Annotated in this window: 19 protein-coding genes; 13 read left to right on the forward strand and 6 right to left on the reverse strand. The window is 60.4% G+C overall.

The window, feature by feature from the left end; translation table 11 throughout:
* Positions 1-96: 96 nt before the first annotated feature.
* The 5 genes from D3227_RS36595 to D3227_RS36615 are packed head-to-tail and all read left to right on the forward strand — an operon-like array spanning position 97 to position 6044.
* Entirely contained in the window at positions 97-987 is an 891-nt protein-coding gene (locus tag D3227_RS36595) for a proline iminopeptidase-family hydrolase (protein ID WP_120018978.1), read from the forward strand.
* Between the two features lie 51 nt (positions 988-1038).
* Positions 1039-1977 carry an ABC transporter permease gene (locus tag D3227_RS36600; RefSeq protein ID WP_120018979.1) on the forward strand — a complete coding sequence of 313 codons (939 nt, stop codon included), beginning with the start codon at positions 1039-1041 and terminating at the stop codon, positions 1975-1977.
* The gene (locus tag D3227_RS36605; RefSeq protein WP_006206662.1) at positions 1974-2822 is read left to right on the forward strand and encodes an ABC transporter permease; all 849 of its coding nucleotides are present in this window, start codon (positions 1974-1976) and stop codon (positions 2820-2822) included. The genes D3227_RS36600 and D3227_RS36605 overlap by 4 nt, the downstream gene beginning before the upstream one ends.
* Positions 2819-4495: a dipeptide ABC transporter ATP-binding protein gene (locus D3227_RS36610; protein WP_120018981.1), complete on the forward strand. Its 1677-nt coding sequence runs from the start codon at positions 2819-2821 to the stop codon at positions 4493-4495. The genes D3227_RS36605 and D3227_RS36610 overlap by 4 nt, the downstream gene beginning before the upstream one ends.
* 49 nt (positions 4496-4544) lie before the next feature.
* Positions 4545-6044 (forward strand): ABC transporter substrate-binding protein, encoded by a 1500-nt coding sequence (locus D3227_RS36615; RefSeq protein ID WP_120018983.1) that lies wholly within the window; start codon positions 4545-4547, stop codon positions 6042-6044.
* A gap of 501 nt (positions 6045-6545) precedes the next feature.
* Here the strand turns inward: D3227_RS36615 and D3227_RS36620 are convergent.
* The 5 genes from D3227_RS36620 to D3227_RS36640 are packed head-to-tail and all read right to left on the reverse strand — an operon-like array spanning position 6546 to position 11257.
* Positions 6546-7466, reverse strand: a complete 921-nt coding sequence (locus D3227_RS36620) for a phosphorylase family protein (RefSeq protein WP_120018985.1) — start codon at positions 7464-7466, stop codon at positions 6546-6548.
* A gap of 14 nt (positions 7467-7480) precedes the next feature.
* Positions 7481-8272, reverse strand: a complete 792-nt coding sequence (locus D3227_RS36625) for an ABC transporter permease (RefSeq protein WP_120018986.1) — start codon at positions 8270-8272, stop codon at positions 7481-7483.
* Entirely contained in the window at positions 8265-9152 is an 888-nt protein-coding gene (locus tag D3227_RS36630; protein WP_120018988.1) for an ABC transporter permease, read from the reverse strand. The genes D3227_RS36625 and D3227_RS36630 overlap by 8 nt, the downstream gene beginning before the upstream one ends.
* On the reverse strand, positions 9149-10186 hold the full coding sequence (locus D3227_RS36635; protein ID WP_120019006.1) for an ABC transporter ATP-binding protein: 1038 nt from the start codon (positions 10184-10186) through the stop codon (positions 9149-9151). Before D3227_RS36635 ends, D3227_RS36630 begins: the two co-directional genes overlap by 4 nt.
* A 27-nt stretch (positions 10187-10213) precedes the next feature.
* On the reverse strand, positions 10214-11257 hold the full coding sequence (locus D3227_RS36640; RefSeq protein ID WP_120018989.1) for an ABC transporter substrate-binding protein: 1044 nt from the start codon (positions 11255-11257) through the stop codon (positions 10214-10216).
* A gap of 198 nt (positions 11258-11455) precedes the next feature.
* Here D3227_RS36640 and D3227_RS36645 point away from each other — a divergent pair, with 198 nt between their 5' ends.
* Positions 11456-12469, forward strand: coding sequence for a LacI family DNA-binding transcriptional regulator (locus D3227_RS36645; protein WP_245452084.1), 1014 nt, complete (start codon positions 11456-11458; stop codon positions 12467-12469).
* A 218-nt stretch (positions 12470-12687) separates the two neighbouring features.
* Positions 12688-13005, forward strand: a complete 318-nt coding sequence (locus D3227_RS44575; RefSeq protein WP_425374594.1) for an abortive infection family protein — start codon at positions 12688-12690, stop codon at positions 13003-13005.
* 67 nt (positions 13006-13072) lie between these two features.
* On the opposite strand, the gene D3227_RS36655 is transcribed toward D3227_RS44575, so the two are convergent.
* On the reverse strand, positions 13073-14185 hold the full coding sequence (locus D3227_RS36655) for a GlxA family transcriptional regulator (protein WP_120018991.1): 1113 nt from the start codon (positions 14183-14185) through the stop codon (positions 13073-13075).
* Between the two features lie 386 nt (positions 14186-14571).
* On the opposite strand from D3227_RS36655, the gene D3227_RS36660 reads away from it, so the two are divergent.
* From D3227_RS36660 to D3227_RS36685, 6 genes are all read left to right on the forward strand, one after another.
* On the forward strand, positions 14572-15441 hold the full coding sequence (locus D3227_RS36660) for a LysR substrate-binding domain-containing protein (protein ID WP_167481021.1): 870 nt from the start codon (positions 14572-14574) through the stop codon (positions 15439-15441).
* 259 nt (positions 15442-15700) lie between these two features.
* The gene (locus D3227_RS36665) at positions 15701-16687 is read left to right on the forward strand and encodes a glycine betaine ABC transporter substrate-binding protein (RefSeq protein ID WP_120018993.1); all 987 of its coding nucleotides are present in this window, start codon (positions 15701-15703) and stop codon (positions 16685-16687) included.
* A 137-nt stretch (positions 16688-16824) separates the two neighbouring features.
* Positions 16825-17712, forward strand: coding sequence for an ABC transporter permease (locus tag D3227_RS36670; protein ID WP_120018994.1), 888 nt, complete (start codon positions 16825-16827; stop codon positions 17710-17712).
* A complete protein-coding gene (locus tag D3227_RS36675; RefSeq protein ID WP_120018995.1) occupies positions 17705-18796 on the forward strand; it encodes a quaternary amine ABC transporter ATP-binding protein in 1092 nt (363 codons plus the stop codon). Before D3227_RS36670 ends, D3227_RS36675 begins: the two co-directional genes overlap by 8 nt.
* A 314-nt stretch (positions 18797-19110) precedes the next feature.
* Entirely contained in the window at positions 19111-21147 is a 2037-nt protein-coding gene (locus D3227_RS36680; protein WP_120018996.1) for an NADH:flavin oxidoreductase, read from the forward strand.
* A 102-nt stretch (positions 21148-21249) separates the two neighbouring features.
* Positions 21250-21606, forward strand: a complete 357-nt coding sequence (locus D3227_RS36685) for a cupin domain-containing protein (protein ID WP_120018997.1) — start codon at positions 21250-21252, stop codon at positions 21604-21606.
* The last annotated feature ends 8 nt before the right edge of the window (positions 21607-21614 follow it).

The raw sequence follows: 21614 nt of genomic DNA on the forward strand, positions 1-21614 counted from the left end.
TCCCGGACCCACCCTATCACTTCTTATAGCTGATGCACTCCCAACGTTTCGCTTAAAATATGAGCATGCCTAAAAGCTGTGCATTCGGAGCGTATCATGTGGCGTGAGATGGCGGCCGACGATCGCATCGAGGTAAACGTCGACGGCTTTAAGGTCGTTGCCTACAGCTTCGGCGCCGGCAGCGAGACGGTGTTCTGCCTCAACGGCGGGCCTGGCCTGCCCTGCGACTACCTTCGCGAATCGCACTCCTGCCTGGTAGACCAGGGATACAGGGTCGTGGCGTTCGACCAGCTTGGCACCGGGGCCTCCGACCGGCCGACGGACACCTCGTTGTGGACTATCGCGCGCTACGTCGAGGAGACCGAGACGGTTCGCAAGACGCTGGGGCTCGGCAAGGTCCACATGCTGGGTCATTCCTGGGGCGGCTGGCTGGCGATCGACTATGCGCTGGCCTACCAGGAGAACCTGCAGACGTTGATCCTCGAGGATACCGTCGCCGACATGCCGCATCTTGCCCTGGAACTGGAACGCCTGCGCGCCTCGCTGGGAGCCGAGACCGTATCGATGATGCAGAAGCACGAGGCGCAGGGAACCTACGATCATCCGGAATACATGGCGGCGGTGACGATCCTCAACTACCGCCATGTCTGCCGCCTGCTCGAATGGCCGGCGCCGGTGCGCCGCTCGCTCGATGACTGGAACATGGGACCCTACGCGACCATGCAAGGTCCGAACGAGTTTCTCTACATCGGCAATCTCAAGGACTGGAACCGGGTGCCCGACCTGCCCAGGATCAAGGTGCAGGTGCTGATCACGCATGGCGAGCACGACGAACTGACGCCAGCCTGTGGTCTGCGCATGAAACTTGGCCTGCCGCAGTCGGAGTTGCACATCATCCCGAATGCGAGTCACATGCCCTTTTACGAGAACCCGGCTGCATACTATCCGATCCTTTCGGGGTTCCTCTCGCGCAACAAGGCAGGCTGATGCAGGCGGAATGCAGGTGGAAGGGAGCGGACGGGGAAACCCCTCAGGGCCATGCACCGCTATAAGTTCGTTCTATACCGCCCGCTTCAGTTCCTGCCGGTGCTTTTCGGCATCAGCGTCATCACGTTCATCCTTGTCCGGCTGATCCCTGGCGATCCCGCGCGCGTTCTGCTCGGCACCCGCGCCACCCCGGAAGCGATCGCCCGCATCCGCGCGCAGTACGGCCTCGATGAGCCCCTGCTCGCCCAGTATTTCTACTTCCTGCGCAACCTCGCGGACGGCGAGATGGGGCGCTCGATCCTCTACAAGATCGATGTGCTGAAGCTGATCGCCACGCGCATCGAGCCTACTTTGATGCTGGTGCTTTGCAGCATGGTGCTGTCGGTATTGATCGCCGTGCCGGTGGCGGCGATCGCGGCGCGCAATCACGGCAGGCTGGCGGACCAGGTGATCCGCATCGTTTCCACCTTCGGCATCGGCTTCCCACCCTTCTGGCTCGGCCTGATGCTGATCATCCTATTCAGCGTCGAACTCGCCATCCTCCCGGTGTCCGGTTACGGCAATACGCTTTCTGAAAAGCTTGCGCATCTCGTGCTACCGAGCCTCACTGTGTCGCTGTCGCTGTCGACCGTTCTGGCGCGCAGTTTGCGTGCGGCGATGGTCGAAGGCTTGAGGTCCGACGTGGCGACTGCCGCGCGCGCGCGCGGCATGCCGGAGAGCATCGTGTTCTGGCGCCACGTGCTGCCAAACTCGCTGGTGCCGGCCGTCAACCTTCTCGCCGTAAACATAGGTTGGCTGATAGGCGGCACCGTCGTGGTGGAGACCGTGTTTGCGCTGCCCGGCATGGGCCAGCTGCTGGTGCGCGCCATCTTCTCGCGCGACTACATGGTCGTGCAGGGCGTGGCGATGGTCTTCGCCTGCGCCACCGTGCTGATCAACTTCCTGGCCGACATCGTCACGGTGGCTCTAGATCCGAGGGTGAAGCTGTGAGCGAGCCCTTGGCCGCCCCCGCGCTCGGCAGGAGCGGCCGCTTTCGCCGCCGCGGCACGCTGGCGGCCGGCGTCTTTCTGCTTGGCGGGTTCGTCGTCCTGGCGCTCGGCGCGCCGCTGATCGCGCCCTACGATCCGATCGCACAGGACGCGACAGCACGGCTCCAGGGGCCGTCCTGGCTGCACTCGTTCGGGACCGACAATTTCGGCCGCGACATCCTCTCGCGCGTCATCTGGGGTGCGCGCATCGACCTGCAGATCGCCATCATCGGCGTTATCTTTCCCTTTCTCATCGGCACCACGCTGGGCACGGTAGCCGGTTTCTTCGGCGGGATAGTCGACGCCATCTTCATGCGGCTGGTCGACATCATCCTGGCCTTCCCGTTCCTGGTATTGATGCTGTCGATCATTGCGATCCTGGGGCCTGGCCTGGCCAGTTTCTACATCGCCATGGCCCTCGTCGGCTGGGTGTCCTACGCGCGGCTCGTCCGCGCCCAGATGCTCGTGCTCAAGAACCACGACTACGCGGTTGCCGCGGTCAGCCTCGGCTTCAGCCGCACGCGCATCATGTTCCGGCACCTCCTGCCCAATGCCGCTGCCGGCTCGGTCGTCTTCGCGATGTCCGACGCGGTCCTCGTCCTGCTGAATGGCGCGGCCATCAGCTATCTCGGGCTCGGCGTGCAGCCGCCAGTCGCGGAGTGGGGCGTGATGGTGGCGGAAGGCCAAGCCTTCGTCACCACCGCGTGGTGGATTACGCTGTTCCCGGGGCTTTCGATCGTGACGCTCGCCTTTGCCTTTAGCATGATCGGCGACGGGCTGGCCGACTTGTTCGGGGTCCACGAATGATAGCGGCTCTGCTCAAGATCACCGACCTGACGGTCGTCCATGACGATGACGGCGGGGAGCGTACCCTGCTTGATGCCGTGTCGCTCGACCTCGCCCCGGGAGAAGTGCTCGGGCTGGTCGGCGAGAGCGGGTCGGGTAAGAGCCTTCTCTGCCGCTCCCTCGTTAGGCTGCTGCCATCGAGCCGGCTCAGGATCAGCGGCGGCTCGATCACACTTTCCGGACGTGAGCTGACGACTGCGCCGGAGGCCGAGATGCTCGCCGTGCGCGGCGGTGAAATCGGCATGATCTTCCAGAATCCGAGCAGTCATCTCGACCCGGTCATGAGGATCGGCGACCAGATCAGCGAGGGGATCCGCTTTCACCAGCGGCTGAACGCCAGGGCGGCGCGCGCCGCGGCCGTGGATATCCTCGCCCAGGTCGGGTTTCAGGATCCGGCTCGGCATTACGATAGCTATCCGCACGAATTCTCCGGCGGCATGCGCCAGCGCGCCATGATCGGCGCGGCGCTATCGAGCAATCCCAGGATCCTGATCGCCGACGAGCCGACGACGGCACTCGACGTAACGATACAGGCGCAGATCCTGCGGCTTCTGATGGACATCCGCGCCAGGCGTGGGCTCTCGGTGATCCTGGTCACCCACGATCTCGGCATCGTAGCCCAAGTCTGCGACCGCATCGCGGTGATGAGGCAAGGTCGATTGGTGGAGGTTGGAGAGAAGCGCGGCCTGCTTGCGGCGCCGGCGCACGCCTACACCCGTTCGCTGATCGCCAGTCATCCCTCGCTGCCGGAGAAGGACATGCCGGCAAAGACTGAGAAGCGCCAGGCACCCGGAGCGATGCCGCTGGTCGACATCGAGAAGCTGCATGTACGCTTCGCCACCGGCGGCCTGTTCCGGCGAGGCGCGGTTGATGCCGTCAAAGAGGTCACGCTCCGTGTCATGCCGGGCGAAACGGTCGGCATTGTCGGCGAATCCGGAAGCGGCAAGAGCACTCTGGCGCGCGCCGTCCTTGGCCTTACGCCGATCTCGTCAGGCACGATACGTTTCGATGGTGCGGACATCGCCTCGGGTCGCGCAGTCCTCGCCACGCTGCGACGCCAAACCGCCATGGTTTTCCAGGACCCCTACAACGCCCTCAACCCGCATCTTACCGTTGGCAAGATGCTGGCGGAGGTCCTGCGGGTACAGGGCAAGATCGAGTCCGCGCAAATACCAGCACGCTGCGGCGAACTGCTCGACCTGGTCGGCCTGGGGCGCGCGTTCCTCGACCGCAAGCCTCGCTCGATGAGCGGCGGCCAATGCCAGCGCGCCGGCATAGCTCGCGCGCTTGCCGTCGACCCGAAACTGATCATTGCGGACGAGTGCGTGGCCGCCCTCGACGTCACCATCCAGGCGCAGATTGTGGAGCTGTTCCGCGAACTGGTGGAGCGTATGTCGCTCACGCTGATATTCATCGCCCACGATCTCGCCATCGTGCGTAATCTCTGCCAGCGTGTAGTGGTGATGCACCGCGGCGCGATTGTCGAGGAAGGTCGGTCGGAGGAGGTGTTCTCCCGGCCGAAGCATGCCTACACCGCCGCGCTGATCGCCGCCGTTCCGCATATCGATCCGGACAAGCCGCTGCTTGCTCCCTCGAAGATGGCGACCGCGCAGGCCGACGGGGTCGCAAACTGAAAACCAGAGGCAAACCAGAAGGGGAATACGGATGTTAAGAAGCAAATGGATGCGCATCGGCCTGGTCACCGTTATGACCAGCCTGTCCCTGGGGGCGACGCTCGCAGAAGCCGCCGGTGTACTGACGATCGGTCGGCGCGAGGATTCGACCACCTTCGATCCGATCAAGACCGCCCAGAACATCGACCTGTGGGTGTTCGCCAACGTCTATGACGTGCTGATCCGTGTCGACAAGACCGGCACCAAACTGGAGCCCGGTCTCGCCGAGAGCTGGGAGGTCAGCCCGGACGGCCTCACCTATACGCTCAAGCTGCGCGACGCGAAGTTCTCGGACGGCTCCGACCTGACGGCCGGCGACGTGGTGTTCAGCCTCACCCGCATCAGGGACGATAAGGGCTCGCTGTGGGCGGATCCCTTCAAGGTGATGGATACGGTCGAGGCAACCGATCCGAAGACCGTCACGATCAAACTCAAGCAGGCGACCGCGCCATTCCTGGCGACGCTGGCCTTCCCGATCGCCTCAGTGCTTTCCAAGAAGGGGTTCGAGACGCTGGGTCCGGAGAAATATGCCGAAACGCCCATCGGCTCCGGCGCCTTCACCATCACGGAATGGCGGCGCGGCGACCGTGTCATCCTGGCGAAAAACCCGCATTTCTGGGAGGCCGATCGTGTCAGTCTCGATGGCGTCGAGTGGATCTCCGTGCCGGACGACAACACCCGCATGCTGAACGTGCAGGCCGGCCAGCTCGACACCGCGATCTTCGTGCCATTCTCGCGCGTCGCCGAACTGCAGAAGGATTCCAACCTCACCGTCCATCTAGACCCGTCGACCCGCGAGGATCACTTGCTGATTAACCACGAGCATGGCGCGCTGGCGAAGAAGGAGGTGCGGCAGGCCCTCGACATGGCCATCGACGAGCAGGCTGTGGTCGACACGGTAACGTTCGGCTACGGCGAGGTCGCAAACTCCTACGTCCCGAAGGGCGCGCTCTATTACTACGCCGACAATCTGAAGCGGCCCTACGATCCGGAAAAGGCCAAGCAAATGCTGGCCGACGCCGGGGCTTCGGACCTGACGCTCAACTACGTCGTGCGCGCCGGCGACGAGATCGTCGAGCAGACGGCCGTGCTGCTGCAGCAGCAGCTCGCCAAAGCCGGCGTCACCGTCAACATACAGAAGGTCGACCCCAGCCAGGAATGGGACATGCTGGTGGCCGGCGACTATGACGTCGGCGTCAACTACTGGACCAACGACATTCTGGACCCAGACCAGAAGACCACCTTCGTGCTCGGCCACGACGCGAACATGAACTACATGACCCGCTACAACAACGAGAAGGTCAAGGAGCTGGTCTCGGCGGCGCGCACCGAGATGGATCCCGCCAAGCGCGAGCAAATGTACACCGACCTGCAGAAGATGGCCAAAGAGGACGTCAACTGGATCGATCTGTACTACAGCCCGTTCATCAACGTCTCGCGTAAGAACATCGAGAACTTCTACCAGAATCCGCTGGGCCGGTTCTTCCTGGAGGACGTGGTCAAGAACTAGGCTTGTGAACGAAGCCGCGGGACGCCGCTCGGCGGCGTTCCGCTCAACCCTGGCGACACGCTTGGTGTCCCGCCCGTCTGGTCACCGCGCGTCGTTTGTCTGGATGAGGTGAGCGATCTGCTGCTGTCGCTACTTCCGCTTTCTGATAGTTCCGCGCTGATTGCGGACGGTCCGCTGACGCCCCAACTGCGGTCATTCGAGAACTGGCGGCGGTTTCCTCTGGCGGTTTCCTGACATTCAGTCAGGATGACGGTTTTGGGCCGGAAGCGGACCGGACACTTCGCGGCTGAGACATTCAAAAAGCGGACTCTCAGTTCGACGCGAGCATCTTCCTGACGTGACCAATCCAGACCTTCAATTCATGGCGGGTACAGGCACTGGGAAACGAGTTGCGGACTGGCAAGAGCCATAACTACAGCCTGTCGTGCAGCGCTGCGTTGCACAGAGACACTTCACGCAGCAATCGACGGAATTAGACTCGAGTGGCTCCGTCGCCGCGCGTCAGAACCGGGTAGAACGCTCTGCTGGTTGAGGCGACTTCAAACCGTGGCAAGAGCATTCCGGATTAACCGGAAGTCGCGCCGCAGTCTCCAGCGCGACCCGCGAGGCTGTCATAGAGAGGCTCGGCAACACGTCCTCCTGCAGCAATTTCTGGCGATTGCGATCCATATAGTCGTTAAAGCCGGCCGTAACGAACGCGCATGGTACGAAACACGCGCCGATTTCGCGCGACAAGGTAGCCTCAGGGGCTATCGAATGGTTGAGCACATCCGCCCCCATGCCCCGATACGCCAGAGCTTCGGCTGGTGTTGTCAGTCGCGGCCCATAGCAATGGGCAGCCACCAACTGCTGTTCGATGCCATGGACCCGGCATTCGGCAGGCCAATGGCGCCGGGCGGTCTCGGCCAGCAATGCCGCACATCTTGGACATACGATCTGCTTGCCCGAGCAGTCGAAGCTCTGGCGGCCAGGCAGCAGTGAAAACGGGGTCTGCGACAGTTCGATGATATCGGCGTTCACCACCATGTCTCCGGGCTGGATCGCCTTGTTGACGGCGCCAACGGTCGAGCAGGCGAGCACTTGTCGTACACCCGCTTGCATCAATATCCAGAACGCGCGGCGGTGGCAGGAATGGTCGATATGGTCGCGGGGATTGCCGTGCGAATACATGCACAACGCACGTTTCGCTTTACCTTCGGCTGTAATCGACGCATCGAACTCGAGAAGCTTCCAGTTGTCGGAGCGACCGAAAGGCGTTTCAAAACTCATTTCGCGCCGCAAGGTGCGCACACCCTCGAACTCGACATCTTCCGGGAAGGCAAGCCCCCAGTTTGCCGAGCCGGTGATGATGGCCAACCCTACCTGAGGTATGTCCGTTGATTGATCCGCCGGAGCATCGGCTGCGTGATGATTTGTGGGCATGTTTCCAGTCTCGGTCAGGATTTTTGGCGAAGGGTCACAATCAGGACTACGGCCACGACGATGACGGTCCATAATGTCGAGATCGCCGCAATAGTCGGATCGATCTGATCGCGCAGCGACAGGAACATGAGCTTCGGCAGCGTGCTGTTTTGACCGCTGGCAACGAAGATCGAAATGACAGACTCGTCGAGCGAAGTCAGGAAGGCCATCAGCGTAGCCGACAACAGACTGATCTGAAGTTGCGGGACAATTATTCCGCCAATGGCTCTCGCCCAGTTTGCGCCGAGGCTTCGCGCCGCCTGAACCTGGTTCCAGTCAAAGCGGGCCAGAGCGGGCAACAACACAACGCACGCGACCGGGATGGCCAGCACCACATGTCCGACCAGTACACCGAACAGCGTTCCGACCAGATGTTGCGCTGCCAGAACAAAGAAGAGACCGATCGCAAGCAGTATGCCCGGCACAATGGACGGGGTGAGCAGAACGCCCTGAATGGCTACGGCGGCCTTTCCGCCGAGCCGATTGATCGAGATGCAGGCCAGCAGCCCAAGCGGCACTGCGATCATCGCCGTCAATGCCCCAAGGATCAGGCTCGTCCTGAGTGCGGCCATCCATGTCGCCGAACCGAAGAGAGTCTCGTACCAGCGCAACGAGTATGCGCGTGGGGGGAACTCGAGAAGATTGGACGACGAAAAGGAGAGCGGGACGACCACCATTGTCGGCAGCATCAGGAACGCCATTACGAGCGCGCAGAAACTCCACAGAAGGATGCGGGACAGCCTGTTGTCTGGATAGGCTTCAAGCATGGGCTGTGCCGACTTTGCGCCCAGCAATCAGCCGCCGTGCAGCCAGGAACATCACGCCCATCAACGCCATTAAAATGAGGAGCAGAATACCCAGGACGCTCGCCGATCCCCAATCCTGAAAGGTCGACAGCGTACGCTCGATCCGGATGGAGAGAGGATTTACCTTGCCGCCGCCAAGCACCGCCGGCGTGATGAAAAACCCTATGGTGTAGATGAAGACGATGATCGAACCCGAGAAGATTCCGCCGGCCGAAAGAGGCAGAATGACGGTGCGGATCGCCTGCCCGAGAGTGGCGCCCATGCTCGCCGACGCGCGAATGAGGTTTGCGTCGATATCGCGCATCGCGGCATAAACGGGCAGCAGAAAAAGCGGCAGCATGTAGTGAACCATGCCGATGAGCGTTCCCGTGAAGTTGTAGACCAGCGGCAATGGCTCGGCTGTCAGGCCTGAACCGGTCAGAGCCGCGTTGATCAGGCCATCGCGCCGCAAGAGCACGAGCCAGCCATAGGTGCGCACCAGAATGGAGGTCCACAACGGCAGCATGACGAAGGCCATCAGCAAATTGGCCACCCTTGGTCTGGCGCTGGCCAGGGCGAGCGCCAGGGGGGTGCCGAGTAGAATGCAGATCGCCAGCGTGCCCAGGGACAGTTCAAGGGTTGTGACGAGCGCCGACCATGTCAGTCCGCTCGAGAGCACCTTCTCGTAGTTGCCGACGGTGTATTCACCCCCCGTGGTCAGGAAGGATTGCCGGATGATCCAAACGATGGGCAGGATCGCCGCCAGTCCAACGATGAAAAGCGCAGGCAGTGAAAGCGAGAGGAAGAACCGCCGCTCGCGTCGTGCGTCTGCCGCCAGCGCAGTATCCGCGAGGACGGTCACGCTCTCGCTCCCGGTATCGCGTGAACTTTCGCAGCTGGTGCATATGCGGTCACTCGCTGCCCGGTGGTAAGCTCGGCGCAGCCACTGGCCAACGCCGCCGGAATGCAGACAAGAATCTCTTGCCCGCCGTCAAGCGCCAGCGTCAAAAGCCAGTTCTCGCCGCGAAACGCCTTAGCGCACAGCGTTCCGTCGAGCGCCACCCCGTCTCGCCCGACGAGCTTCGCATCAAGATGGAAGCTTTCCGCGCGGATCATCAGAGCTTCGCGTGACGGATCGGCGCCGTCTATTCTGCGCACCGAGCCCGGGGCCACAATGTTGGCCTCACCCATGAACTCCGCGACGAAGCGGGTCGATGGACGATCATAAATCTGCTGTGGCGTATCGATCTGCTGGATGCGGCCGGAATTCATCACCGCAACCCGGTCTGACATAATCAGCGCTTCGCGCTGGTCATGCGTCACATAGATCGTTGTGATCCCCAGATCATCGTGCAGACGCCGGATCTCGTACTGCATGGTTTCGCGCAGATTCTTGTCGAGCGCCGACAACGGTTCGTCCATCAGCATCACGCGTGGCTCGAAGACGATCGCCCGCGCCAACGCCACCCGCTGGCGCTGACCGCCGGACAATGCGGCAATGTTGCGCTCCGACAGACCTTCCAGCTTCACGCGGGCCAAGGTGTCAAGCGCCCGCTGCCGGGCCTCCACTTTCGGCGTCTTGCGCAGCGCCAACGGATACTCGACATTCGCCAAGACGTTCATGTGGGGAAACAGGGCGTAGTTCTGGAACACAATGCCGATGTCCCGCTTGTTGGGGGCCAAGCGGGTAATGTCCCGATCGTCCAACAATAGTTTACCGGAATCGGGCCGGACAAAACCGGCCAAAGCCATGAGCAGCGTGGTCTTGCCCGACCCGGACGGCCCCAGCAGCGTGAGGAATTCGCCAGCCTGAATGTCGAGCGAGACATCGTCCAGCGCGACGTAGGATCCATAGGTCTTGCGCACGCTGTCGATGGTGATCGGGAGCGACTTCATCATGTGCTTCAGCCTTATCGCTGAGACTCAGCGGGCCATCATCTCATCGAAGGCTTTTTGGGCAGCCTCGCCATTCTTGACCCACCAGTCCGCATTCGAAAATACCGAAGTGCCAGCATTTTCAGGCGCGGTCGCAAGGGTCTTCAGACGGTCCTCGGGAATAAGGCCACCCTCATAGCCAGCAGGATTGACCGGGCCATAGGCTATGAAGTCGGTCAGCTTCGCCACGCGCGCGGGCTGTGTCATCGCTGCGATGAGCTTCATGGCTGCTTCCTTGTTCGGCGCCCCCTTCGGCACCGCAAGACAGTCGGTGCCAATGACCGAACCCTTGAACGTGTAGTCAGCCGCGCCACCATCCGCTTTCACGGTTTGGGCCCGTCCGTTCCAGGTAACGACCAGATCCGCCTCACCATCTTTCAGCAACTGCGCGGACTGCGCTCCCGAGGTCCACCACACGGCGACATTTGGTTTGAGCGCTTCAAGCCGCTTGATGGCGCGCTCCAGACCTTCCGGCGTGCTGAGCACGGAATAGACGTCCGCGGGTGCCACGCCATCGGAGAGCAGCGCGATCTCGATCGAGTCCTGCGCATTGGCACGCAGGGCGCGACGGCCCGGAAATTTGGCGACATCCCAGAACTCCGCCCACGTCTTCGGCGGGTTCTCGCCATAGGTTTTCGTGTTCCACGACATGACGGTGCCATAGGAGTCGAACGGATAGCAGTAGTCGGACTTTGCACCGGCCGGCACGGAGTTGGGATCGATGATCTTGTAGTCTAGCGGCTCCAGCAGCGACTGTGCGGCCGCCTGCGCGCCCTCCGGTGAGCCCAGGTGGATGATGTCGGTGGTGACCGCACCCGAAGTGACCTGCATCTTCAGCGCGGCCAGGCCGTCGCTTTGCGTCTCCTCACGGACATCAAAGCCGAGCTCTTTTGCAGCAGGAGCCCACATGGCCTCCTTTATGGCGTTGCCATAGTCGCCGCCCGCGGTGGTGATGGTGACTGTCTGGGCATAGACGGGCAAGGCTGCCGAGACCGCGATCGCTGCCAGGGAAATGCGTAGCAACAGGGACATAGTTTCTCCTCCTCCAGATTCATCAAAATGTCGGTAAGATAGGCATTTTTATCAATCGTAACGTTACGATTACCGAAAAGTGCCTCGGAGTCAAGCTGATGCCGGGTAGGTCCGTTCAGGTTCGGTGACCCTGGATTTGACCCTCTGATCGAATCCGGTAACTTGCGATGCCCAGCAAGATCAGCCGGCGCTTTCGCAATGAAGTCGGGCGATATGGCCAATCTAAAACAGATCGCGGCGGAACTTTCCCTTTCGGTGACCACGGTGTCCCGCGCTCTGAAGGATGGGCCGGAAGTGCAGCCCTCGACCATAGCCCGCGTCAAGGAGGCGGCGAAGCGGGTCGGCTATGTCCCAAATCATCATGGTCGCGCGCTGAAAACCGGACGAACCCTGACGCTGACGGCAGTGCTCCCAATGGAGACGCGCGACTACCTCTCCGATCTGTTGAAGCTTCCTTTGATCGAAGGCATGACGCTGGCGGCGCGGCATGCGGGTTATAGTCTGTCCATCTATTCCACCACTCCCGACGACGATCCCGTCGAGAGTGTGCAGCGGCAGCTTCAGGCGCGCAGCACAGACGGACTGATCATCACGCGCATGGTCTCGGACGATCCGCGCGTCAAGCTGCTGCTGGATGCAGGCATGCCATTCGTCGCATTTGGAAGAACGAACCTGGATACCCCTTATCCTTATGTCGATGTCGATAACGAGCAGATTGCCTATGAGGCGACGCGACGGCTCATGGATAAGGGCTGTCGACGCATTGCGCTGCAACTTCTCGTTCCGGAGGATCAGGCCAGTGCCATGCGTCTTTCCGGGTATGGAAGAGCAATGGCCGAGGCCGGTATTCCCATCGACCAATCGCTGATCGGTCATGGCATGTTCACCATGGAATCGAGCGCGGCCTGGTTCGATCGCCTGCTGGCGTCGTCAGATCCGCCGACGGGCTTGGCATGTGCCAACGAACTGGGCCTTCTGGGGGCGTTACACGCTCTCGGCAGGCGGGGTCTTGAGCCGGGCCGTGACGTCCACATCGTCACCCGTGACAGCACGCGGCTTGCACGCTTCCTGCCGGTGAAGATTGGAGTTCATTTCGTGGACATGGCGGGTGTCGGACGCAAACTTATCGAGGTTCTGGAAAGCCGGATCATCAATCCGCTTGGGCCGGTGGAGACATTCTTGTTAAAGGGTGAATTCGACCCCGGCGAATAGTCGGGCCGGAAGAAGTCGGACTGAGTTAGACCCTCAAAAGGGAAAAGCAGACATTCGTATTCGCTACGATGCTCGTTGCCGTTGCCCAGAAAGCGGACGCTCGACTGCGGCGCCGCGTTGGCCGCGTTCCTCCAGAAGCGGACCTTAAGGGAGGCCAATTGTGCCCTTGGGCCAAAGCCTTACTCCTCATCGCAAATAGACGGATATAAGTGAAAGCGGTGCTCTCTGGGCTAATGACGGCGGTACAAAGCATTGGCTCGCTTCGAACCCACGTCGGCGGTGCGCAAGGCAAGGAGAAGGGCTTCCGCCGGATCGACGCCCGCGTCGCCAAACTCGCCATCCACTCGGCGTCTGCGATCGCGTTGTTCATCATCGAGACGTGGCAGATAAGCCATCCGGGCCGAAAGCTGCCGCTCCGCTACAAGCCAAAGGAGAGTTGGGCCGACAGCAGACGGGCAGCTTGGAGCCCAGGATCTTCAACAGCGGACATTCAGATACGCAGGGCATCGCCGTGTTCTGACCCTAGGCAGACATAGGCCGAGCAATTGGTTGCGCAAAAGAGCCGTCCCCGCGCAAAAATGGCGTTCGTCGGCAAATGTCTGCCTAAATGGCAACTCGTTGTTGCCGGGCTTCACTCCCGTCGCGATAGTCGTAGTCCGAGCATCTGCTGCGAGCGAGCTTGCGAACAGAATTTGGAGCCGTTCCAAAACGCTCGCGGAAGGTCTTCGAAAAATGCGAAGGAGATTCGAAGCCGCAAGCAACGGCAATCTCCAGGACTCCGAGATCGGTGGCATCCAGCAGCCGTCGCGCGCGGGAAAGCCGCAGGTTCAAATAGTGGCGGCAGGGGGTGGTTGAGAGGCAGTGGTGAAACAGCCTCTCCAATTGGCGACGCGATGTGCCAACCAGCTTGGCTATCCGTTTCAACGAAAGCGGCTGCTCCAGATTGCCCTCCATCAGCCGAATTGCACCGATGAGTTTTGCGCTGGTTCCCGCAAGGCGCAGACTGGCGGGCGTGGCAACAGAAACCGTGCCATCAGGGGTGGAGTCTGTGGTCATGTACCGGCAGACGGTTTGTGCCAACTCGTGGCCAAATTCCTTCTCGATCGTGTCGATCATCATGTCGAAGGCTGCGAAGCCTCCTGAACAGGTGATAAAGGCGCCGTCGCGTATGAAGAGCGCAGTCTCGGCCTTGAGGTCTTCGAATTTCTCCGAAAGAGCAGTCAGTCTAAGCCAGTGAATCGTGCACCTGATGCCGTCAAGCATCCCGGCTTTCGCAAGCAGCCAGGTTCCAGTGTTGACTCCGAAAAGTGTGGCTCCGCGTCGCGCGTAGAGCCTGAGAAGTGACATCACGGCTGGCGTGCAAAACCCCTCGATCCCCCCACCGGCGCACACGATTGCAGCATCCGGCACCCTGCCGGCGTCAACTTCGGCACGCTCGGATTCAACGTCGCCCGTTACGCAGATGGGGATACCGCTCGCGCACTTGACTGGCTCACCGAAAGGCCCGATCAACCGCCATCGAAAGAGCTCTCGCCGCGAAAGCATGTTCGCCGTTCTCAAGGGTTCTATGAGAGACGAAAGGCAGAGCTGCGAGAACCCTGGAACGAGCAGAATTGTCAACTCGCAGCGGCGCTTGCTGGTCGAGGCAGAACGGATCTGCGTCACTCGCGTATCAAGTGTTGCAAGGGGAGCCGTGTTCCTGCTGAATGTGTCCATCGGACGCTTCCGAAAATTGCTGAACGGGCGGTGGTAGCTCGGTGTCGCCGATTGGACGGTCCAACCGACCTTCGTATCAGGGCAGCCAGGCGACGAGCCCTCAAGGACGACAGTATGGATGTTGCGCCTGGCGATGGTGTCTCGGTGCAAGCTGTGCCATCGGTGGCAGGCGCATTGAAATGCCCCAGGCTGCCACGGCTGGAGGAGCGGGTTGGTTGATACTCTCAATTCTCTTTGGTCGGATCCTTGAACGGACGGTAGAAGGGTGATCCACTGAGAGCATCAGCATTCCGCCGCAGCCCATTGGGGTAAAGAGCAATTAGATTCATGGACATATGAGTCACGACCGACGCACCTTTCGGCAATCAGTACCGTCGCTGCATGGTTTGATCCTGTTCGAGGCCGCCGCGCGTCATCTGAATTTTTCGACCGCAGCCAGCGAACTCTCGATAACTCAGCCTGCGGTGAGTCATGGCATCAAGCAACTCGAGGCGACGCTGGGCCATCCATTGTTCGTGCGCGAACACCGAACCCTCAGCCTGACAACACAGGGCGTGCGGCTCTATTCGGCGGTGGCGAGCGGCTTCGGAACCATCACCGAGACGCTGGCTGAAATTTCCGGCTCGGTGCATCGGGACAAAATTGTCGCCAGTGCTTCCACGGTACTTGCTACAGAGTGGCTGTTGCCGAGGCTGGGAAAGCTGCGGCAAGATCACCCCAATCTGCAAATCGAAATTCGTTGTCTTGACCGCGACCCCGATCTGGCTTCCTCGGGAATCGACGTTCATATCCGCCTTGGCGACGGACACTGGCCCGGTTGCAGCAGCACGCAGCTCTGGCCGGAGCATATTGTTCCGGTCTGCAGCCCAGAGTTCCTTGAGCGCCATGGTCCGTTCAGCTCAATCCCGGAATTGGTGTCGCACCCGCTCATCCATTACATCGACCCCTACCGGCTCAGGCCTGGCTGGGGCGAGTGGTTGCGTGCGCTAAACGTGCCCGTGCCGCCAAATTTGCCGGTCGCGCTGGAGGTCAACGATTCGCTCCTCGCCCAGAAGGCGGCCGAGAGGGGTGAGGGACTTGTACTGGGGCAACGACCAATCATCGACCAGGCGCTTAACGCCGGATGGTTGAAGGTCGCATTTGACCATACTCTTGAAACAGGTCGTCACCACTATGCGGTGACCGCTTCAGGACCAGGTATCCGCAGAGCGGTCGTGCAGTTCCGCGACTGGCTCCGGGCAAACGCGTCCGGCTAATTTCGATCAGACACCGATCTGAGCGTGCGTCCACTGGCGAACAGCCGGACGCCGCGCGTCAACGCCATGGATGGGAAGGCTGATAGCCTGTCCAGTGTTCTCGCTCATACATCCATGAATCGAATTGCCCTTTACCGTCCCTGGCCTCGACGAAATGCTCATTGAAGCAAAAACACCTCACCAGCGCAGTGGGGTCTCACCGAACAGCGTGGGTTCGGTGCCGGAACAACAAATGTCACGCACCAATGGGAGAAATCGGATGAGAATGTTCTTGCTTGCAGCCTTTTCTGTCGGGGCTCTGTTGAGCGGCGGAGCCGCACACGCAGCCTGCGGCGACATTGTCCTGTCGGAATTCAGTTGGCAGTCCAACCAGGCCATGACTTATGTCGACCAGTTCATTCTCAAGAATGGCTACGGCTGCAATGCCTCGGTCGTCGCTGGTGACACAGTGCCCACGATTACATCAATGGCCGAAAAGGAGCAGCCTGACGTTGCCTCCGAGGCCACTCCCAGCCTTCTTGGAGACAGCGTTGCTGCCGCGCTGAAGGAAGGCAAGATCACAATTCTGGGGCAGGCGATTTCCGACGGCGCCATGTCCGGCTGGTTTATACCCAAGTACTTCGCTGAGGCGCATCCTGACATCAAGACCGTCGACGACGCGATGAAGCATCCGGAACTGTTCCCGGCGGCGGATGACCCGTCAAAGGGTGCCATTATCCAGGGCCCGCAGGGGTGGGGCGACACGGTTGTAACCGCGCAGCTCTTCAAGGCCTTGAACAACCCCAACTTCGTTCTCGTGCCGACGGGTTCTGCCGCTGCTCTGGATGGCGTCATCGCCAAGGCCTATGAACAGAAGCAGGGATTTATCGCGCAATATTGGGCGCCAACATCCCTTCTCGTGAAGTATCCGATGGTGCGTCTCGAAATGGCCCATGATGCCGCTGAGTGGGCGCGTTGCACGACGAAACAGGACTGCCCCGATCCCAAGCCAAATTACTGGACGTCGAACGAGATGGCGACACTTGTCACCGGCGCTTTCTTGAAGCGCGATGATATCGCCGTGGCCCGCGACTATCTGAAGGGGAGAGGGTGGACCCAGGCTGATGTCGGCAAGGTCATGCTGTGGATGACCGAGAACCAGGCAAACGGTGCGGACGGCGCCAAGTGGTTCCTCAAGAGCATGCCGGAAGTCTGGACCAAGTGGGTTCCAGCTGAGGTAGCCGAAAAGGTCAAGGCCGCGCTCTAAGGTCCGATACGAAAGTAAGCGGAGGCTTCGGGAGTCCTCGATGTCTCCGCATCTATTTGCCCGGTACCCGGAGTTGTGTCGGCGACTCTTGCGCGCGGTCGGGGCAGAAAGGTGAATTTGCGCTGAGGCATCGCGATATGGATTGGCTTTTCAAATTCCCTCAACTCGACCCTGAATTCCTGCTTGCGGTCAAGCGGGGCATCGACGGCGCCCTGAAGGCGCTGACGCGCGGCTACGGTCAATCGATCGAAGATTTCTTCTATCCGCTGCTGCGCGTTCTCATCTTCTTCGAAAACACCATCTCGAACGCACCTTGGCCGCTGGTCGTGCTCGCCCTGGCTGCCATCGCCTGGTTTGCGGCACGGCGCTGGGCAGTGGTCGCCGCCGTCGTCGGCACGCTTATCGCCATCGGCCTTCTTGGCCTGTGGCAGGACGCGATGAAGACGATCTCGCTTGTCTTCACCTCGACCATCTTCGCCATTGCCATCGGCATGCCGCTCGGCATCCTGATGAACCGCTACAAGCGCGTTGGCGGGGTCATGCAGACGCTGCTCGACGTCATGCAGACGATGCCGCCTTTCGTCTATCTCATTCCGGTCGTCATGCTGCTCGGCATCGGCCGCGTGCCGGGCTTCATCGCGGTGGTGATCTACGCCATCCCGCCGATCATCCGCCTCACCGACCTTGGCATCCGCCTGGTCGACAAGGAGGTCCTGGAGGCGGCCGATGCTTATGGCTGCTCGCGCTCGCAAAAGCTCTGGAAAGTGCAGATCCCGCTCGCCATGCCGACCATCATGGCCGGCATCAACCAGACGATCATGATGGCGCTCGGCATGGTGGTTATCGCCTCGATGATCGGCGTCCAGGGGCTCGGCCTCAACGTTCTGCAGGCCATCGCCAACCAGTACTTCACCCAAGGCATCTTCAACGGCTTTGCCATCGTCGGCATCGCGATCATTTTCGACCGCATCAGCCAGGCCTACGGGCACCGCCTGCAGAAGCATCGGGGTGCAGCACATGACTAGCAACAACGCATCAATCGAAATCCGTGACCTCTACAAGATATTCGGCAAATCTCCGGAGCGGTACGTCGATGCGGTCCGCAACGGGCTGTCGAAGGCCGAACTCAGCAAGATGCATGGGTGCATTCTGGGGCTGAACAACATCAACATCTCCATGCCGGCCGGCAAGATCCAGGTCGTCATGGGGCTGTCGGGCTCGGGCAAGTCGACGCTGATCCGGCACATCAACCGCCTGATCGAGCCGACGTCCGGCTCGATCATGATCGACGGGCGTGACGTTCTCGAAATGTCGGAGCTGGAGCTGCGGGAGTTCCGCCGCAACCAGACGGCGATGGTGTTCCAGAGATTTGGCCTCCTGCCGCACCGGACCGTCATCGACAATGTCACGTTCGGGCTGGAGGTGCGCGGTGTCGAAGCGGCCAAGAGCCGCGACATCGGCATGCGCTGGATCGATCGCGTGGGTCTCGTCGGCTTTGAGACGCGTTATCCGAACGAACTGTCGGGCGGCATGCAGCAGCGCGTCGGGCTTGCGCGCGCGCTCAGCAACAATGCCTCGATCCTGCTGATGGACGAGGCCTACTCGGCTCTCGATCCGCTGATCCGGACCGACATGCAGACCATGCTTCTCGAATTGCAGACCGAGTTGAAGAAGACCATCGTCTTCATCACCCATGACCTCGATGAGGCGCTGAGGCTCGGCGACCAGATCGTCATCCTGCGGGACGGCTCGATCATCCAGCAGGGCGACAGCCAGGACATCCTCTTGCGTCCTGCTGACGACTACATCGAGAGATTTGTGAAGGACGTCAATCGCGGCCGCTTCATCAAGGTCGACGCCGTCATGGAGCCCGCGCCGCAATCCGAGACCAGATCGCTGCCGACGCTGAAGTCCGGCACCACGCTCGACGCCGCTGCGAAAGAGTTGACGAACTCAACCCAGGACGAAGCCATCGTTGTCGATGGTCCTGGCAAGCCGCTTGGATTGGTTTCGCTGCGGCAGATCACGGCGGCATTGTCCTCGGCTGTCGAAGAGAGGTCGTCGGCGCAGGGTCATGCAGAGGAGCGGCTCCGAAGAGATTTATCGTGATGACATAAAGCCATCCAACCTCTTCCAAGAGCAACATTCACGCCGTAGTCGATCTGCGTCGGCGAGTGACAGCCGACTATGCGAGGTTTATGCCAGTAAATTTTTTGATGATCACACGAAATATACTGACACTGATCATCACTTTTACCGGGCTTGGCCCAAAGCAAAACGGCTAACCGCACTCTTTTCTAATGCTATCATGAAAAAAATTGCAGTTTACCAACTCCATGGAGAGGAAGACGCTGCAATTCGCTCACCCTGTCGGCGTGCCAATCGGCAATGGTCTGATGCAGTCGTCCTAAGCGAGTCCAGAGATGTCAAACGATCCCCTGCTGCAGCCTTTCCAGCTCAAGCATCTGACCCTTCGAAACAGAATAATGTCGACATCGCACGAGCCTGCCTACACTGAGGACGGCCTTCCAAAGGAACGCTATCGGCTCTACCACGCCGAAAAGGCCAAGGGAGGGATGGCGCTGACGATGATCGGCGGATCGGCCGTCGTTGACATCGACAGCCCACAGGCCTTCGGGAACATCCAGCTTCACAAAGACGAAGTCGTGAAATGGCTGCGCGAGCTTGCCGACGACGTGCATTCGCATGGCGCGGCGGTGATGATCCAGATGACCCATCTGGGCAGCCGAACGAGCTGGAACAAGGACGATTGGTTGCCGATGATCGATCCTTCCCACATACAGGAGCCTGCGCACCGGGCGTTTCCCAAGGCCATGGAAGACTGGGATTTTGAGCGGGTAATCAGAGCTTTCGCCGAAAGCGCCGAGCGCGTGAAGGAATCGGGGCTTGATGGGTTTGAGCTCGAATGCGCCTCACATCTTATCGCGCATTCCTGGTCACCGGCGACCAACAGGCGTGATGACGAATATGGCGGATCGCTTGAAAACAGAATGCGGCTGGTCATGGATATCCTGTCCGCAATCCGCAAACGGATCGGACAAGATTACATCGTTGGCGTGCGCATGGTCTGCGACGAAGCCCTGCACAGAGGGCTGACCGCCAACGAAGGCGTAGAGATCGCAAAGCGTCTGGCTGCCAGCGGAATGATCGACTTTGTCAACGTCATTCGAGGCCACGCTTCGAGAGACGAAGGTCTGAGCCATGTTATTCCTGGCATGGGCAAACCATCGGCACCGCATCTCGATTTTGCGGGCGAGGTTCGGCAAGCGGTGGGTATTCCCACATTTCACGCCGCGAGAATTCAAGACGTTGCCACCGCTCGCCACGCGATCGCGAGCGGAAAGCTCGACATGGTCGCGCTGACACGCGCACATATGGCGGATCCTCACATCACGCGAAAGATAATCGAAGGCCGCGAGGACCAGATCCGGCCCTGCGTCGGCATGGGCTACTGCATCGACTCGATCTACCCAGGCCAGGCGTCCTGCGTGCACAATGCGGCGACCGGTCGAGAGGCCACTCTGTCTCACACAATTGCAAGGAGCGACGGTCCGGCCCGGAAGGTCGTCGTGGTCGGCGCCGGTCCCGCCGGCCTGGAGGCTGCGCGGGTTGCCGCAGAGCGCGGCCACAAGGTGAAGGTTTTCGAAGCTGGACCCAGGGCCGGCGGTCAGATCCTGATCACATCGGCATTGAAGCGGCGGCGCGAGATCCTTGGCATTGTCGATTGGCGTTTGGCTGAATGCGACCGACTTGGTGTCGATATCGAATACTATCGCTACGTCGAAGAAAGTGATGTGGTGGATGAAAGACCCGATGTCGTCGTGGTCGCCACGGGGGGGCTGCCCAATCTGGACTGCCTCCACGATGGTCAGGATCTGGCGACCACCACCTGGGATATCCTGAGCGGAAGCGTGCCGGCCTCCAAATCCGTGCTGATATACGATGATGGAGGCTCGCAAACTGCGATGACAGCAGCTGAATTCATCGTAGGCACAGGCGCCGAATTGGAGGTCATAGCGCCAACGAGAATGTTGGCTCCGGACATCGGGGCAACGACCTATCCCGTCTATTTCAAAGCGCTGAAGAAGGTTAACGCCGCTGTAACGATGAATCTGCGCATTGAACGGCTGGAGCGGCGTGGCAACAGGATTGCCGCGATCTTCCTCGATGATTACACGAAGGAATTCTCGGAGAAGATTGTCGACCAGGTTGTCATCGAAAACGGCACGAAGCCGATGGAAGACCTTTACTTCGCGCTGAAACCGCTGTCGAAGAACCTGGGCGAAGTCGACTACAAAGCCCTTGTCGCGATTAAGCCGCAACAAAAAATCAAAAATCCCGATGCCGATTTCCAACTGTTCAGGATCGGTGACGCGGTAGCCAGTCGAAACATTCACGCCGCGATCTATGACGGTCACCGCTTCATGGCAGCCGTCTAATTCCGTCCCCTCGGCGGAACAAAGAGGAACAGTCCCAGGCTCGAAGCCCAACGCTCTCGATACGGCTGCGCTTCGTTTACCTCATAAGCCAAAACGAACCGCATGTGGAAAGGACAGGTGGTGACAACTCAAGCGCTCACAAACCGCCTAGAACGTGGATCGCGCTTCATTGACCTCAATTCGGTGGAGTGGACGCAGGCCGAGCCGGGCGTCTACATGAAGGCAATCTACAAGGATGAAGCCAGCGGCGAATCCACGATCCTGATGAAACTGGATCCCGGAACTCGCTCGGCCATGCACTCTCACGATCAACTCGAGGAAGTGCTCGTGCTGGAAGGCTCGTTTTCCGACCGGGACAACACCTACACGGCCGGTCAATATTGCATCCGGGCCGTTGGTGCCGAGCACGAGACCTTTTCCGAGCACGGCGGCATCGTGCTGTTGATCTACAGGAAATAAGCCAGCTT

This window comes from Mesorhizobium waimense (assembly GCF_003601975.1).
Lineage (GTDB): Bacteria > Pseudomonadota > Alphaproteobacteria > Rhizobiales > Rhizobiaceae > Mesorhizobium > Mesorhizobium waimense.